Origin of the sequence: Pseudonocardia endophytica (assembly GCF_004339565.1) — a bacterium.
In the GTDB taxonomy this organism is placed as follows: Bacteria; Actinomycetota; Actinomycetes; order Mycobacteriales; family Pseudonocardiaceae; genus Pseudonocardia; species Pseudonocardia endophytica.
In genome coordinates, this window is record NZ_SMFZ01000001.1 from 2,467,482 (window position 1) to 2,482,656 (window position 15,175).

Below are 15,175 nucleotides of genomic sequence, written 5' to 3' on the forward strand. Positions count from 1 at the left end.
CGAACCAGCCCAGGCCACGCTCCGGTGAGCCCAGGCTCGCCGTCCTGTTCCGCCGCAGGTCAGGGACCTACGCTGACGGCCATGACCGATCCCGGTTTCGAGGCGGAGCTGGCCGAGCACGACCGCGACCACCGCCATCACGACGTCTCCGGCGGCTGGCTGCGCGCGGCGACGTTCGGCGCGATGGACGGGCTGGTCACGACGATCGCGCTGATCGCGGGCGTCGGCGGCGGGGGCGCGGATCGGCAGCTGATCGTGCTGACCGGGCTGGCCGGCGTCGTGGCGGGTGCGTTCTCGATGGCGCTCGGCGAGTTCGCGTCCGTGGGCACGCAGAACGACGCCGTCGACCGCGAGGTGGCCGTGGAGCGCCGCGAGCTGACCCGGCACCCGCGCGCCGAGCAGGCCGAGCTCGAGGCGACCTACCGCGAGATCGGGTTGTCTCCGCGGACGGCCGAGGCGGTGGCCCGCGAGGTGCACGCCGACCCGGAGCTGGCCCTGCGCGCACACATCAACCGTGAGCTGGGCGTCACGCTCGGCGAGGAGCCGTCGCCCTGGACGGCGGCGCTGTCGTCGTTCCTCGCGTTCGCGGTCGGCGGGATGATCCCGCTCGCGTCGTTCCTGCTCGGCTCGTCGTCGCTGTGGCTGGGACTCGCGATCGGCGGCGTGGGCCTGCTCGTGGCCGGTGCGCTGACGTCGAAGTTCACGTCGCGCACGTGGTGGGGCGCCGCGCTGCGCCAGCTCCTGTTCGGAGCGATCGCGGCGGGCGCCACCTACGTGGTGGGAATGCTGATCGGCGTCGGTGCCGCGTAGCAGCGGCCTGGGAGCGCTACTCCTCGACGCTGATGACCCGCGCCGGGCACACGTGCGCCGCGTCCCGGACGGCCTCGGCGTCGCCGTCACCCGGCGTGTCGGTGAGCAGCTCGACCAGGCCGTCGTCGTCCTGGTCGAACACGTCGGGCGCGGTGACGACGCACTGGCCGGCACCGATACAGAGATCCTTGTCGACGGTGACTCGCATGGCCATCAGAATGCCACCGGCAGCTCGTGCACGCCGTACACGGCCATCTGCTCGCGGAACCGGATCTGCTCGTCCGGCACGGTGACCCGCAGATCCGGGAAGCGCCGCAGCAGGGCCGGGTAGGCGATCCGCAGCTCCAGGCGGGCCAGCGGCTGGCCGAGGCACTGGTGGATGCCGAACCCGAACGCGACGTGCTGGTTCGTGCCCCGCGTGACGTCCAGCTCGTCGGGCTCCGGGTACTTCTCGGGATCGCGGTTCGCCGCCTCGGCGGCCACGATCACGCCCTCCCCCTCGCGGATCACCGTGCCGCCGACCTCGACGTCCTCGGTCGCGACCCGGCGCCGCCCGATGTGGGTGATGGTCAGCATCCGCAGCAGCTCCTCCACCGCGGACCGGACCGTCGCGTCGTCGCCCTCACGGACCAGCGCCGCCTGGTCCGGGTGCCGCAGCAGCGTCAGCGTCCCGAGGCCGATCATGTTCGCCGTCGTCTCGTGGCCGGCGACGAGCAGCAGGAACGCCATCGAGCTGACGTCGTCGACCTCCAGCTCACCGGTGTCGATCCGGGCCGCCAGGCGGCTGATCAGATCGTCCTGCGGACTGCGCCGGCGGTCGTCCACGAGCCGGTCCAGATAGCCCATGAGCGCGTCCGAGGCCGCGATCACGGCCTCCTCACCCGCGGTGAGGTCGAGCAGCGCGTGGCTCTGCTCCTGGAAGAACGCGTGATCGGAGTAGGGCACGCCGAGCAGATGACAGATCACCAGCGAGGGCAGCGGCAGCGCGAACGCCTGCACGAGGTCGGTCGGGTTCTCGCCGGCCTCCATGGCGTCGAGCAGGTCGGCGATCGCCTGCTCGACGAGCGGCAGCAGCTTCTCGGTGCGCTTGACCGTGAACTCGCCGATCAGCATGCGGCGCAGGCGGGCGTGCTCCGGGTCGTCCATCATGATGAACGACGGCCGCATGCGCGTCTGGCGGATCTTGCGCGACGGAGCGGCGTGCGGGTACCCGGCGCGGAACGGGTCGGAGCTGAAGCGCTGGTCGGCGAGGACGGCGCGGACGTCGGAGTAGCGCGTGACCAGCCACGGCGTCGAGCCGTCCCAGATGCGGGCCCGGGTGACGGGCTCCGACTCGCGGATCTCCCGCATCTCGTCGGGCGGGCTGAACGGGCACTGCCGGGCCATCGGGTACGACGGCGTCTCGGTGGTGGTCATGACGCGGCACCTCCTGAGCGATCATCAAGAGGTTAGCAATGCATAGTTTCGTCGTGCAACGTCAGATCGTGGTGATGGCGGTGACCGTCACACCTCACAGGTCAGTGGCGTCGAGCGCCTGCCGGATTCGCTGCTCCTCGAGGCTTCCGGTGGTCTTCAGGCGAAGCAGTCGCAGACCGTAGACGTCGGCGATCTCGTCCTTCAGGTCGTCTCGCGCCAGTTGAGCCGGGTTGTTCTCGTGGAAAGCGAATCCGTCCACCTCGACGGCCACCTGAGGCCGGTTCGTCACTCGGTTGTAGACGACGAAGTCGACCGACGCCCGGCGTCGCACGAACGCCACCTGCCGATCGGTTAGCCGTTCGAGGTCGGGCAGCAGGTTGCGCAACAGGACCTGGTTGACGACGTCGAGGTGCGCGTACTGTTTCTCGGCGAGAATATCCCGGAGAGCGGTCCAGATGATGTCCTCGGATCGGTAGGCCATCTCGTTCCGCAACCGCGCGGCCAACGGTCGTAGCCGGTCGTTGTACTCGCGGTAGAGGAGATCGAACATCGACACGACGGCACTGTCGACGACCTCTTCTCCGGGGTTGCCGTACGCGATGTAGCCGATGAGGTCACGGAGATGTCGACTCGTCGGCATCATCGCGTTGTTGGTCACGAGGATGAAGCGGTCGACGGCCCGCGACACGGCTACGTTGATCTTCTGCGGATCGTCGACGAACGCCAGCCCGGTCCGCCCGCGCCACGTCTCGTCCAGAACGGTCGTCATGATGACGACCGGCTTCTGGCGACCTTGGAACTTGTGGACCGTGTCGGATTGGACGTCGGCAATCAGCGCGTCTGCCACGGCGTCGGCCTGCCGTCGGTACGGAGTGGTGATACCGATGTCCGCAGCGTCGACACCGTCGCACTGGCGGGGGATCACCTCCTCCCGGATGACGTCCAGCTCGCGACGGTTGGTTCGCCCACCGCCGCGGTGCTGGCGCATGTGGTTGCCCTCCACAGTGCGCACGACGGTCATCGGGTTCGCGGTGCCGCGCGTGGTGTACGGGATCAGGTCGCCACCGTAGAACGCCTTGTTGCAGAAGCCGATGATCCTCGGGTCACTCCGGTAGTGCTCACGGAGGAGCGTGCGCGGAAGCCTGTCGCCGTACAGCGCGATCATCGACGACAGGATGCTGTGACCATGACAGTCGTACACCGGCGACGGCGGATGGTGTGACCCCCTCACGTTGTCCGAGATGGGCGGGAGCTGGCAGAGGTCCCCGACCACGATCACGTTCCGGCAGCTGGACAGTGCGAGCACCGAAGTCAACAGATCGACCTGCGAGGCCTCGTCGATGACGAGGTAGTCCAGCAGATACCCACCAGCCAGGTTCCGCCGCAGCGAATGGCAGGTGCTCAGTACCACGGGATAGTCATCGAGGAACCGTGCGAACGTGGGCGCGCGCCGATAACTCTGCGCCGTGTACGTCTCCGGCGTCCGGCCGTAGTATCGCGCGTCGAGTGCCGTTCTGAGTGCGCGCCCGGACAGGTCCTGGTGCTCGTCGGCCAGCCGGTCGAAGTCGGCCGTGCGCAGTGTCTCCTCGGCTGAGTCGATCTCGGCCTGCAGTTCGGCGATCCGTTTGTCGTAGTAGGCCCGCTGCAACCGCAGCACGACGGCGGTGTCCTGCGGGTCGAGATTCCCGAGTGCCCCGTACCGGAAGAAGCGCCGGATCCTTCGGAGAAGTCCGGGCCGACTGCCGTCGTCCTCCAGTCCCGTCTCGACGATGTAGTCGAGAATGCGCCCGGACGAGCGGCGCAGCAGCGGAAGGTGCTCCAGATCGGGTACCTGATCCTGCTCGAGATGGCGCGCGAAGTGCCGTAGTTCCAGCCGGTACGCGTCGAGCTCTCCGCGCCGTTCGGCGCGGACTCGCTCGGTGCACTGCAGGTCCCGGAGGCGACGATCGAGCTCGATCAGCCGATCGGGCTGCGGAGGTGCGGATCCGGTTGCGCGCAGCGTGGACTCCACCTGCGCGTTCCGCCTCGCCTGAGCCGCGAAGAAGGACTCCGTCTTCTCCTTGTTGCCGAGGCTCGCGACGATATGGCCGAACCCGAGGTCGTCGAGCTTCTCACCCACGTTCTCCACCGCAGCGTTCGTGTACGAGATCACCCCGACGCTGCCCAGCCGAGCGCTGACGATGTTGGCGACCAGATTGAGGATCGTCTCCGTCTTTCCGGTACCGGGCGGACCCTCGATGACCGATATCGACCGCCTGAGGCCGAGTTCGACGGCGGTCCGCTGGCTGAGGTTGCACCGGAACGGAAAGATCAGGGAGGTGTCCGGATCCCGCTCGACGACGGGCGTCGCCCGTAGGTAGGTCCCGAGAACGCTCTCCGGATGGACGAAATCCAGCCGACGATACGGATCCCGTAGAGGGTCGTCCTCTGGCCGTCCGTCGACGACCTCGCGGAAGTACCTCAGCACCTCGGCCGCGCCTCGCTCCTGCTCGGCACTCGTCACGACCCGGATCAGAGAAGCCGGGAACGTGTAGTGATCCGCGTCGCCGCGGAAGACTCGCCACCACTCACCGTCGCGGTCGGAGAAGATCAGGACGGCGGTGACCCGGCTCCAGCACACGCCGGCAACCTCGATGCGCATCCGCGCGTCGAGCGGCAGCGGCCGAGGCGCGCGCAGGATCCGGACGTTGCCCGGACGGTAGGTATACGACCTGCGTCCCCCGCGGAACGCGATGTGGGTCGTGCCGTCGGAACCGACGTCGTAGCGATCCACGTCCCTGGTGCGGTCCGAGAGCAGGCCGGTGCTCTTGTCGGTGATCAGAACGGCTTCACCACGAGGGTCGATCACACGGTCTCCCGAGAGTTGGCCCTGTCACCAACAGTGACATGAGGGAGACCGGATGTCACGAATGGGTTCGCACCTGCGAACGAGAACGGGGCCGCACCCACCGGCTGGTGGATGCGGCCCCGTCTGCGGTTTCACTGGGTGGAGGTGCCGGGAATCGAACCCGGGTCCTCCGTCGGTTCACGAGGGCTTCTCCGTGTGCAGTCTGCTGGGTCTCTACTCGGGTCCACCGCTCACGCAGACAAGCCGGTGTGACGACCCCAGTCACTGTTTGGTGTTCCGTACGGCCCCGTGACCGGGCCGGACGGTGAGTCCCCTAGATGATGCCGGGATCCGGGGCGGGGACGCCCCCGGTCCGACAGCCTCTACCTGACTAGATCAGGCAGCAAGAGCGAGGTCGCTCTTGGCGGCAGCGGGACTGTTGTCCGCATTTATTGTTTGCGACGTCATGGTTAACGAGATCATCGCCGCTTTCCTCGACACGCTTCACCTCGATCGACGATCGGAGTCGAAACCGTTCACCCCCTTGGCGTGGTACGCCGGCCCGGCGTTCCCGGGCGGTCACCCAGCATAACGCGCCCGCCATCGCGGATCATCCCGGTTCCACGACGGCGGTCCTAAGCTCCCGAGTGGTACCATAAAGCGGTACAAGCGAGGTGATGACCGTGGCGCTGTCGGCGAGCGAGGCTCGCAAACTGCTCTTCCCGCTGATCGAGCAGGTCAACAACGACCAGGTGCCAGTGGAGATCGTCTCCAGGACCGGCACCGCCTTCCTGGTCTCTGCCGACCAGTGGCGATCCCTCCAGGAGACCGCCTACCTTCTCCGCTCGCCGGCCAACGCCGAGCGCCTGCTCCGCAGCATCGCGGAAGCGGAGTCGGGGCATGGCGAGCCCCACGAGCTGATCGATCCCGGGCACGATGTCGCGTGAAGGTCACCTTCACACGTGACGGCTGGGCGGACTACACCTCGTGGGCCAACGAGCGGGCGACGCTAAAGCGGATCAACAGGATGATCGAGGAAGCCGTGCGTGACCCCGCGGTCGGCATCGGCAAGCCTGAACGGCTGTCGCACAACCTGTCCGGTTACTGGTCCCGCCGCATCACAGACGAACACCGCCTCGTCTACCGCGTCCGCGACGAGGAGCTCGTCATCGTGCAGGCCCGTTATCACTACTGATCGTCGAGACCCAGCAGCGCTGACGGCGCGTCGTGCAGGACGGAGCGCAGGAACGCGAGACCGAGACGGTCGTCCGCGGCGGCCCACGACTGGATCGTCCGCAGCTGCTCGGCGTACTCGTACGGGATGTTCGGGAAGTCGGTGCCGAGCACGACGCGGCCGGGGAACTCGGTCAGCAGCGCGGGCCATTCCGCCGGCAGCGGAGCCATGGCCTCGGTGAACGCGGTACCGACCATCGTCGTGTCGATCAGGACGTTCTCGTGTCGGCGCAGGATCTCCAGGGCGCCGGTGTAGTCCGGGAGCCCGGCGTGGGCGATCACCACCCGCAGGCCGGGATGCGCGTCGAGCACCTCGCCGAACAGGTCCATGCCGGTGTACTTCCCGGGGATCGGCCCGTTGCCGCAGTGCACGATCGCCGGCACGCCCGCCTCGGCGAGCAGGCCCCACGCGTCGCGGAGCAGCTCGTCGCGCGGGTCGTAACGCCCGACCTGTACGTGCGACTTGACCAGCCGCGCGCCCTTCTCGACGGCCGCGCCCAGATAGTCGACGACGTCCGGCTCCGGGTAGAGCGTGGCCGTCCGGACCGCGTCCGGGTGCTCGTCGCAGAACTCGCCCGCCCACTCGGTGAGCCACCGGCCCATGCCCGGCTTGTGCGGGTAGGTCAGCGGCGCGAACCGGCGGACGCCGAGCCGCCGGAGCACCGCGACCCGCTCGGACTGGGGCAGCCGGTAGCGGATCGGCCAGTCCCGTCCGTAGTGCTCCCTGGCCTCGTCGAAGTACGCCCAGACCTTGCGCAGCATGCGCTCCGGCAGGAAGTGCACGTGCGCGTCGACGAGACCGGGGAGGCCGAGCTCGGCCGTCCAGCGGGGGACGTCGTCGTCGGAGTCCGGCGGGGCGGGGAGATCCACCCCAGCACGGTACGACGTCCCCCGCCGTACGGTTACTCGCCGCCGCCGCAGTGAGCGCTACGGGTGGGCGGCACGTCGAGCGCCGGGTTGCGGTCGAAGAAGTTGACCGGCTTGAGCGTGAAGCCGGTGTAGTCCACCGGCATGACCGGCCAGTCCTCCGTGCGCGGGAAGTGCGTCGTGCCGAACGTGTGCCAGACGACGATGTCCTCGCCGTCGACGTCGCGGTCCGCCGCCGTCCACGCCGGAAGCCCTGCACCGCCCGCGTTCTGGTTCACGAAGTCCCCCGCCGGGTAGCGCTCCGAGTGCTCGTAGCGGGTGACCCACAGGTTGCGGGTCGCGAACGTGGCCCGCCCCCGGATCGACGAGTTCTCGTCGGCCAGCAGCGTCGCCTTGTTCTCCGGGATCAGCGCGTAGCCGACGTTCTGGCCGAGCGCGTTCTGCTTGTCCCGGTTGACCACGTGCCAGGTCCGCACGACCGACCCGTCGTTGACCCGCTGGGCCTCGGACTCCGTCGTCAGCGGCGTGACCTTCTTGCGGAACGCGTTGCCGTACAGGTTGCCCTCGCCCATCGGCACGCGCTCGGCCTCGACCTCCTCGACGGCGTTGCGGACGCCGTCGACGGTCATGTCCAGCCGGGCACAGAACAGGTGCTGGTGGTACGGAGCCCCGACACCGGGCGCGACCTCGCTCGCGTACTCCCCCGGCGTGCCGGACGCGAACACGATGCCGGTCGCCTTGCACTCGAGCTGGATCGTGCCGTCGAGGTAGAGGTACCAGTAGAAGCCGTAGTCGTAGTTGCCGATCGGCACGAAGAAGCTCAGCACCAGGCGTCGCTGCCGTCGCACCTCGCTGGCCTGGGTGAAGAACACGTCGGTGTGCTTCCACAGCACGCCGTAGTCCTCCTCGTGCATGCAGATCGCGTTCTCGATCGTGCGCGGGTTGCCGAAGTCGTCGGCGATCGTCGCGTCGGTGTAGTGGATGTCGCCGAGGCAGTCGCAGCCGAGCGTCAACGAGTCGGCGTAGCGGGCGAACATGTACTCGCCGCAGTCGAAGTAGTTCTGCCAGAAGCGGACCGGGGCCGGGTCGGCGTAGGGCACGACCATCTCGGCGACGCTGGCCCGGTAGACGATCGGGCGGCCGTCGAACGAGATCTGGTGCAGGGTGAGGCCCTCGCGCTCGTTGAAGCCGTAGCGCAGGTCCCACTTGCCCCAGCGGACGCGGTTGCCCTCGACGGTGAAGCTGCGCCCCTCCGGCTGGGTGATCTCGATCGGCTTGAGCGAGTCCAGCGGCGGGCCCTGCACGTCGGGGTCCTGGAAGTTGCCGGACCCGTCCGGCACCGGCACCTGCTGGTGGTCGATCACCTTGTCGACGGTGCGCGCGGTGAGGTCGACGTAGGCGACGAGGCCGTCCACCGGGTGCGCCCACGGGTGGTCGTCCGGGCCGTCCTGGCGGAACGCGAACGCGCGGGCCAGCCGCCGTCCGGTCTCCTCGGGGTAGTCGTAGACCCCCGCGGACAGCGGCACGGCGCGCACCGACGCCGGGTCGATCCCGCGGGCCGCCAGTGCGTCCGTCCATCGTGGATCGGCGTTGAGGATGTCCTCCATCGGCTCGAACTCGGAGTCGATGATCGGCGGCTGGCCGTCGCGCGGCGGGTCGAGCTCGCGGGAGGAGACGACCTCCCTCGCATCCGTCGACACGACCGTGTCCCAGGACCGGCCGGTGTTCAGGTCGAGCAGGACGGCCCGGAAGCGGCGGTCGGTCGGGCCGCCGGCCAGCACCTCGTCCTTCGGCGGCTCCTCCGGCGCGAAGAACGCGTAGCGGACGGAGTCGGTCAGCAGCCCGGCCCCGGTGAGGACCTCGCGGACCGTGCGGACCTCCGCCTCGGTCGTCATCTCCAGGGCGTGTGTGCGGTTCTCCAGTGTGGTCACGGATGTCCCCTTCAGGCGGCGGGCGCGGTCGGCGTAGGAGTAGATTCGGACAGAACGGACGGTCGGCGCAACGACCAGACGATGCCGACGACGAACGCGAGCACCAGCACCGCGCCGATCGCGGTGGCCAGCGCCGGCGAGCCGCCGATCAGGGTCGGGAAGTTGCTCACCGTCAGGACCAGGCACGTCAGCAGCCCGAGCATGCCCAGTACGGGTGCGACGAGCGTGTGCCACACCCGGGTGTCCGCCCGGCTCCGGCGGAAGTAGGCGAGCACGGCGGCCGACGTCAGCGTCATCAGCGCGAGCACGCCCAGCGTCGCGGTGCCGGCCATCCACGCGAACACCTGCGCGACCGGATCCATCCCGGCCAGCGCGAACACGACGATGAACGCGGCCGCGACGACGGTCTGGGTGGCCGACGCGACGTGCGGCGAGCGGTGCTTGGGGTGGCTGGTGCCGCAGGCCCGGTGCAGCGCGCCGGTCTTCCCGAGCGCGAAGTAGTAGCGGGCGAGCACGTTGTGGAACGACAGCGCAGCGGCGAACAGGCTGGTCATCAGCAGCACCTGCGCGATGTCGCCGCCGACGGGGCCGAGGACGTTCGTGACCGTCGTGATGATCATGTTGCCGGGGTCGGCGCCGGCGGCCTCGACGGCGGCGGCGTCGCCCCACGCGGACACGACCGACCAGCTCGAGACGGTGTAGAACACGCCGATCAGCAGCAGCGCTGCGTACGTGGCGCGCGGGATCGTGCGCTGCGGGTCGCGGGCCTCGTCGCGGAACACGGCCGTCGCCTCGAACCCGATGAACGACGCGATCGCGAACATGATCGCGATGCCGAGCGAGCCGGACACCCACTGCGGCGGGGCCAGGAACGCGGTCGAGAGGTGCTGTCCCCGGGCGACGACGACGGCGTCGAACACCAGCACGATCGCCACCTCGGCGATCAGCAGCAGGCCGAGCACCCGCCCGGACAGCTCGATGTGCCGGTAGCCGAGCACGCCGACGACGGCGATCGCCACCAGCGCCCACAGCCACCACGGCAGCGCCGGCCCGCCCCAGTGCTGGACGAGCCCGTCGACGACGGCGCCGAGGTAACCGAACACGGCGAGCTGCACGGCCGCGTACGTGACCAGTGCGAGGAACGCGGCGCCGAGGCCGGGCGCCCGGCCGAGTCCCTGCTGGACGTAGGCGTAGAACGCGCCGGCCTGCGGGACGTGGCGGCTCATCGCGCAGAATCCGACCGCGAACAGCAGCAGCACGGCGCAGCAGAGCGCGAACGTGATCGGGAACGCGGGGCCGTTGCCCGCGGCGAGCCCGAGCGGGACCGTGCCGGCGATCACCGTCAACGGCGCGGCCGCGGCGACGACCATGAAGACGATCGACCCGACCCCGAGGCGTCCGGTGAGGGTGTGTGATCGTTCCGTACCCGTGTCGCTCATGAAGGCCTCCCAGGCCATCCGGGTCCTGTGACGCCGAGCACCCTGCGCGGGCACCACGGCGGGGTCAAAGGCCGTTCTCATTCGACCCGCTGGTGCGTGCCGGTCGTTCTCATTCGGGAGTCGTCGCTGGTCATCGGGCTGTTGCCGGCGGTTACGATCGCGCCCTGCCACCTGAGGAGCAGAGCGGATGAGCGACGACGTGCGGCCCGGCCTGCGGCGGCGGTCGCCGGTGCACGGGCTCGCGCGACGGCAGCTCGGACCGCTGGAGGTGCTCGCCCAGTCGGTGTCCGGCGCGGCGCCGTCGGCGGCCATGGCGGCGGTGCCGGCGATCGTCGCGGCGTCGGCCGGGGGCGGCACGGTCTGGTCGTTCGTGATCGCCACAGCGCTGGCGCTGCTGATCGCCGGCTGCATCGCCCGGTTCACGCGGCGGATGGCCGCGCCGGGAGGTCTGTACAGCCTGACCGCGAAGGGGCTCAACCCCGCCGCGGCGTACGCGAGCGCCGTCGGCATGGTGACCGGCTACGGCCTGCTGGCGGCGGGGACGCTGGCCGGGTTCACGATCTACGTCGAGGCGTTGCTCGGTGGTCTCGGGCTGGGGTTCGACGTGCTCACCGTCGTCGTGGCCGGGGCCGTGACCGGCGTGTTCGTGCTCCGCGGCGCGCGGCTGTCGGCCCGGGTCGTGCTGCTGGTGGAGAGCGTCTCGATCGGGCTGATGCTGGTCGTGTTCACGCTGCTGCTGGCGACGACGCCCGCGTCCCCGGCACCGTCGGCGCCGGCGAGCGTGACGGGTGTGGCGGTCGGGGTGCTGCCCGCCCTGACCGCGTTCATCGGGTTCGAGATCGCCACCGCGCTCGGTGCCGAGGCGCGCAGGCCGTTCCGCAGCGTGCCGCGGGCCGTCGGGATCACCGCGGCCGGGACCGGGGTGCTCTACCTGTTCGCGGCGCAGGTGCAGGTCGTGGGGTTCTCGGCGACGCCGGGCGGGCTGGCCGGCTCGGTGGAGCCGGTCGTCACGCTCGCCGAGCGGGGTGGCTGGAGCTGGATCCCGACGGTGCTCGACGCCGGTCTCGCGGCCTCGTTCTTCGCCGGCTGCCTGGCGGCGTCGACGGCATTGGTGCGGGTGCTGTTCTCGCTCGCGCGCGACGAGGTCGTCCCGGCCCCGCTGGGCCGGACGCACCCGGTGCACCGCACGCCGCACGTCGCCGTCGCCGTCGCGCTGCCGGTGGTGACGGCCGTCCCGGCGGTGATGCTGGCCGTCGGTGTCTCCCCCACGACGGCGCTGATGGCCCTCGTGACGCTCGCCGCCTGCGGGTTCCTGCTCGCGTACGTGCTGGTGTGCGCCGCGGCGCCGGCGTTCCTGCGCCGGATCGGGGAGCTGACGTGGCCGGCCGTGGCGGTCAGCGTGGTGCTGGTGCCGATCCTGATCGCGGTGCTGGTCGTGTTCGTCGCGGGCTCGCCGTGGTCGGTGCCGGTGCTGGGCGCGCTGCTGCTCGCCGGTGTCGCCGGGTACGTGACGCTGCGGGTCCGCCGTCCGGCCGCGCTCGCGGCGATCGGGGTCTACGACGAGACGACCGCCGACGACGTGCTCACCGACCGGTCCGGCCCGACATGACCGGCTCCCTCCCGCTCTCCGGGCGTCAGCCACGCGCCGTGCGCAGCGCGCTCGAGGTGCTGGAGGAGGTCGTCGTCGCCGGGCCGGGGGTGACCGCGAAGGAGATCTCGGAGAGCGTCGGGCTGCCGCAGGCCACGACGTACCGGATCCTCAACCTGCTCGTCGCCGAGGAGTACCTGGTCCGGCTGCCGGACCTGTCCGGGTTCGCGCTCGGTCGCCGCGCGTCCCGCCTCGCGCTCCCGGTGCCCGCCACGCCCAGCACGGCGGCGCGGGCCGTCGTCGCACACATGCGGACGCAGACACGGTGGGCGGTGCACCTCGCGTGGCTGACGTCCGGACGGATCACGTTGGCGGACACCGACCCGGACCATCCCGGACCGGACGCCGACCTGCTCACCCGGCATCCGTACGCGTTCGCGCTCGGGCGCCTCCTGCTGGCCGAGCACGCGGACTGGCGCGTGCTGGTCCGCGACCTGCGCGCGCTCACGCCCCGGACCGTCACGTCGGAGTCCGAACTGGACACGACGCTGAAGGCGGTCGCCCGCGACGGCGTCGCGAAGCAGTGCGGCGAGGTGCGCGAGGACCGCGGCTGCATCGCACTGCCCGTCCGCGCTCCGGACGACGGGCGCCTGGTCGCCGGGCTGGCGCTCGCCGGCCCCGCCGCACGCGTCGCGGAACCGAACGCGGAGCTCGTCGCCGTGGCGCGGGAGCACACGGACCGTCTGGCACCGTTGCTCGCGTGAACCGCGCTCCTCCGCCGGCTCAGCGCATGCTGCGGGCGCGGCCCTTTGCGGCCCGGCCGATCGCGCGCTGCATCTCGCGGTCGGCGTCCCGCTTGGCCATGTCCTGGCGCTTGTCGTAGTCCCGCTTACCGCGGGCGAGCGCGATCTCGCACTTGACCTTGCCGTCGTTGAAGTACAACGACAGCGGGACCAGCGTCAGGCCGCCCTCGCGGATCTTGCCGTACAGGCGGTCGATCTCCGAGCGGTGCAGCAGCAGCTTGCGCGACCGGCGCGGGGCGTGGTTCGTCCAGCTGCCCCGCAGGTACTCCGGGATGTGCAGCCCGCGCAGCCAGACCTCGCCGTCGTCGATGTTGGCGAACGCGTCCGCCATCGAGGCCCGGCCCTCCCGGAGGCTCTTGACCTCCGTGCCCATCAGGGCGACCCCGGCCTCATAGGTGTCCAGGATCGTGTAGTCGTGCCGGGCCCGGCGGTTCTGCGCGATCACCTTCCGGCCCTTCTCCTTCACCCCTGCAGTCTACCCGTGCAGGTCCAGGCGGTTCCGGCCGTCAGACCTTCACGTACCAGCGGAGCGTGAGGTAGCCGGTCAGGCCGGCCACGATCCCGCCCGCCGGGACGAGCAGCACCGCGACCGTGACCACATCGGACAGCAGGACCGGCGGGATCACGTTGGACTGCGCGATGGCGCCCAGCAGGTCGTCCACGACGAGGAACTTGCCCGCGATCAGCCCGGCCCCGGCCAGCGCACCGCCGATCAGGCCGGCGACCATCGCCTCGACCAGGAACGGCAGCTGCGTCGTCCACCGCGTGGCTCCGACCAGGCGCATCACACCGACCTCGGTGCGCCGCGTGAACGCCGACACCTGCACCGTGTTGGAGATCAGCAGCACGGCCGCGATCGCTTGGACCAGGGCCAGGGCGAACGCCACGTTGCGGACGCTGCCGAGGAAGTCGAACAGCTTCGCGACGACGTCGCGCTGGTCGATGACGTCACGCACGCCGGGCTGGCCGGTGACGGCGGCGCTCACCGCGGCCGGGCCGCCGACCTGGTCGGTCAGCTGCACGCGCAGCGTGGCCGGGAGCGACTGCGGGCGGGCGACGTCGGCGACGGCCTGACCGGCGAACAGCTCCTTGAACCGGGTGTAGGCGTCCTGCTGGCTCTCGAACCGCACCTCGCCGACACCGGGCGTCGACCCGATCAGGTTCCGCAGGGCCGAGCACTCCGGACCGGAGCAGTCCCGGTCGGACGCCGAGACGTCCGGGGTGAGCGCGACCTGGATCTCCAGCTGGTCGGTGTAGAGGTCACCGATCGCGTCGATCGTGCGCACGACGAGCAGCCCGGCGCCGACGGAGAGCAGCGTGACGGCCGTCGTCAGCACCATCGCCACGCTCATCGTGACGTTGCGGCGCAGGCCGGAGGAGACCTCGCGGGTGAGCAGCCCGGCGCGCATTACCGGCCCGCCCCGTAGACCGCGCGGGCCTCGTCGCGCTGGACGACGCCGTCGTCGAGCTCGATGACGCGGCGACGCATCGAGTCGACGATCCCGTCGTCGTGCGTGGCCATCAGGACGGTGGTGCCGCTTCGGTTGATCCGTTCCAGCAGGTGCATGATCCCGCGGCTGGTCTCCGGGTCGAGATTGCCGGTCGGTTCGTCGGCCAGCAGTAGCGGCGGCTTGTTCACGCTGGCCCGTGCGATGGCGACGCGCTGCTGCTCGCCGCCGGAGAGCTCGTGCGGCATCCGGTTCGCCTTGCCCTGCAGACCGACCATCTCCAGCAGCTCCGGGACGGCGCTGCGGATCTCGGCGGGTCTGCGGCCGAGCACCTCGAGCGCGAACGCGACGTTGCCGCCGACCGTGCGGTTGGACAGCAGGCGGAAGTCCTGGAACACGCAGCCGATGCGCTGGCGCAGGCGCGGGATCCGGCGGCGGGACAGGCTGCCGATGTCCTGGCCGTCGACCAGGACCTTGCCGGACGTCGGGCGGTCCTCACGCAGCAGCAGCCGCAGCAGCGTCGACTTGCCCGACCCGGACGGCCCGATCAGGAACACGAACTCGCCTCGGTCGACCGTGGCCGAGACCCGGTTCAGCGCCGGACGGGTCGACGCCGGGTACAGCTTGGTGACGTCCCGCAGCTCGATCACGGAGCGAGACGCTACCGCCGCCGGACGTGCACACCGCGTCACGACGCGCCCGTGGCGTGGCATCTCACCTGGCCGTGCTCCGAGCCGCTCCGCGCTCGCCGGAGCCTTGCCGGACGACGCTTTGCTCTGCTCACGCGGGCGCACCACCACCTGGACCAGCGCG

14 protein-coding genes and 1 other RNA gene are annotated in these 15,175 nt (G+C 70.4%); 5 read left to right on the forward strand and 10 right to left on the reverse strand.

The window, feature by feature from the left end; translation table 11 throughout:
* Positions 1-81 precede the first annotated feature (81 nt).
* Positions 82-810 (forward strand): VIT1/CCC1 transporter family protein, encoded by a 729-nt coding sequence (locus tag EV378_RS11095; protein ID WP_132423576.1) that lies wholly within the window; start codon positions 82-84, stop codon positions 808-810.
* 16 nt (positions 811-826) lie between these two features.
* On the opposite strand, the gene EV378_RS11100 is transcribed toward EV378_RS11095, so the two are convergent.
* The 4 genes from EV378_RS11100 to ssrA all read right to left on the reverse strand — a co-directional run bounded on the left by EV378_RS11100 (position 827) and on the right by ssrA (position 5,597).
* Positions 827-1,018: a ferredoxin gene (locus tag EV378_RS11100; RefSeq protein ID WP_132423579.1), complete on the reverse strand. Its 192-nt coding sequence runs from the start codon at positions 1,016-1,018 to the stop codon at positions 827-829.
* Positions 1,019-1,023: 5 nt separating this feature from the next.
* Entirely contained in the window at positions 1,024-2,226 is a 1,203-nt protein-coding gene (locus EV378_RS11105) for a cytochrome P450 (RefSeq protein ID WP_132423582.1), read from the reverse strand.
* A 94-nt stretch (positions 2,227-2,320) separates the two neighbouring features.
* Positions 2,321-5,074: an AAA domain-containing protein gene (locus tag EV378_RS11110; RefSeq protein ID WP_132423585.1), complete on the reverse strand. Its 2,754-nt coding sequence runs from the start codon at positions 5,072-5,074 to the stop codon at positions 2,321-2,323.
* Positions 5,075-5,210: 136 nt separating this feature from the next.
* Positions 5,211-5,597: a transfer-messenger RNA gene (gene ssrA / locus EV378_RS11115) on the reverse strand.
* A 133-nt stretch (positions 5,598-5,730) separates the two neighbouring features.
* Here ssrA and EV378_RS11120 point away from each other — a divergent pair.
* On the forward strand, positions 5,731-6,000 hold the full coding sequence (locus tag EV378_RS11120; RefSeq protein ID WP_279389612.1) for a type II toxin-antitoxin system Phd/YefM family antitoxin: 270 nt from the start codon (positions 5,731-5,733) through the stop codon (positions 5,998-6,000).
* On the forward strand, positions 5,997-6,248 hold the full coding sequence (locus tag EV378_RS11125; protein WP_132423588.1) for a Txe/YoeB family addiction module toxin: 252 nt from the start codon (positions 5,997-5,999) through the stop codon (positions 6,246-6,248). The genes EV378_RS11120 and EV378_RS11125 overlap by 4 nt, the downstream gene beginning before the upstream one ends.
* Here the strand turns inward: EV378_RS11125 and EV378_RS11130 are convergent.
* The 3 genes from EV378_RS11130 to EV378_RS11140 are packed head-to-tail and all read right to left on the reverse strand — an operon-like array spanning position 6,242 to position 10,523.
* Complete coding sequence (locus EV378_RS11130; RefSeq protein ID WP_132423591.1) at positions 6,242-7,156, reverse strand: amidohydrolase family protein; 915 nt, start codon at positions 7,154-7,156, stop codon at positions 6,242-6,244. The two genes, EV378_RS11125 and EV378_RS11130, sit on opposite strands and share 7 nt — an antisense overlap.
* Positions 7,157-7,188: 32 nt before the next feature.
* Entirely contained in the window at positions 7,189-9,084 is a 1,896-nt protein-coding gene (locus EV378_RS11135) for a primary-amine oxidase (protein ID WP_132423594.1), read from the reverse strand.
* 11 nt (positions 9,085-9,095) lie between these two features.
* Entirely contained in the window at positions 9,096-10,523 is a 1,428-nt protein-coding gene (locus EV378_RS11140; protein WP_132423597.1) for an APC family permease, read from the reverse strand.
* A gap of 187 nt (positions 10,524-10,710) precedes the next feature.
* Between EV378_RS11140 and EV378_RS11145 the strand changes: the two genes are divergently transcribed.
* Both EV378_RS11145 and EV378_RS11150 read left to right on the forward strand, forming a co-directional pair.
* Positions 10,711-12,132 (forward strand): APC family permease, encoded by a 1,422-nt coding sequence (locus EV378_RS11145; protein WP_132423600.1) that lies wholly within the window; start codon positions 10,711-10,713, stop codon positions 12,130-12,132.
* Positions 12,129-12,875, forward strand: a complete 747-nt coding sequence (locus EV378_RS11150; RefSeq protein WP_132423603.1) for an IclR family transcriptional regulator domain-containing protein — start codon at positions 12,129-12,131, stop codon at positions 12,873-12,875. The genes EV378_RS11145 and EV378_RS11150 overlap by 4 nt, the downstream gene beginning before the upstream one ends.
* A 19-nt stretch (positions 12,876-12,894) precedes the next feature.
* Here EV378_RS11150 and smpB read toward each other — a convergent pair whose 3' ends face one another.
* The 3 genes from smpB to ftsE are packed head-to-tail and all read right to left on the reverse strand — an operon-like array spanning position 12,895 to position 15,012.
* Positions 12,895-13,380 carry an SsrA-binding protein SmpB gene (smpB, locus tag EV378_RS11155; protein WP_132423606.1) on the reverse strand — a complete coding sequence of 162 codons (486 nt, stop codon included), beginning with the start codon at positions 13,378-13,380 and terminating at the stop codon, positions 12,895-12,897.
* A 40-nt stretch (positions 13,381-13,420) separates the two neighbouring features.
* Positions 13,421-14,323, reverse strand: a complete 903-nt coding sequence (gene ftsX / locus EV378_RS11160; protein WP_132423609.1) for a permease-like cell division protein FtsX — start codon at positions 14,321-14,323, stop codon at positions 13,421-13,423.
* Positions 14,323-15,012: a cell division ATP-binding protein FtsE gene (gene ftsE / locus EV378_RS11165; protein ID WP_132423612.1), complete on the reverse strand. Its 690-nt coding sequence runs from the start codon at positions 15,010-15,012 to the stop codon at positions 14,323-14,325. Before ftsE ends, ftsX begins: the two co-directional genes overlap by 1 nt.
* Between the last annotated feature and the right edge of the window lie 163 nt (positions 15,013-15,175).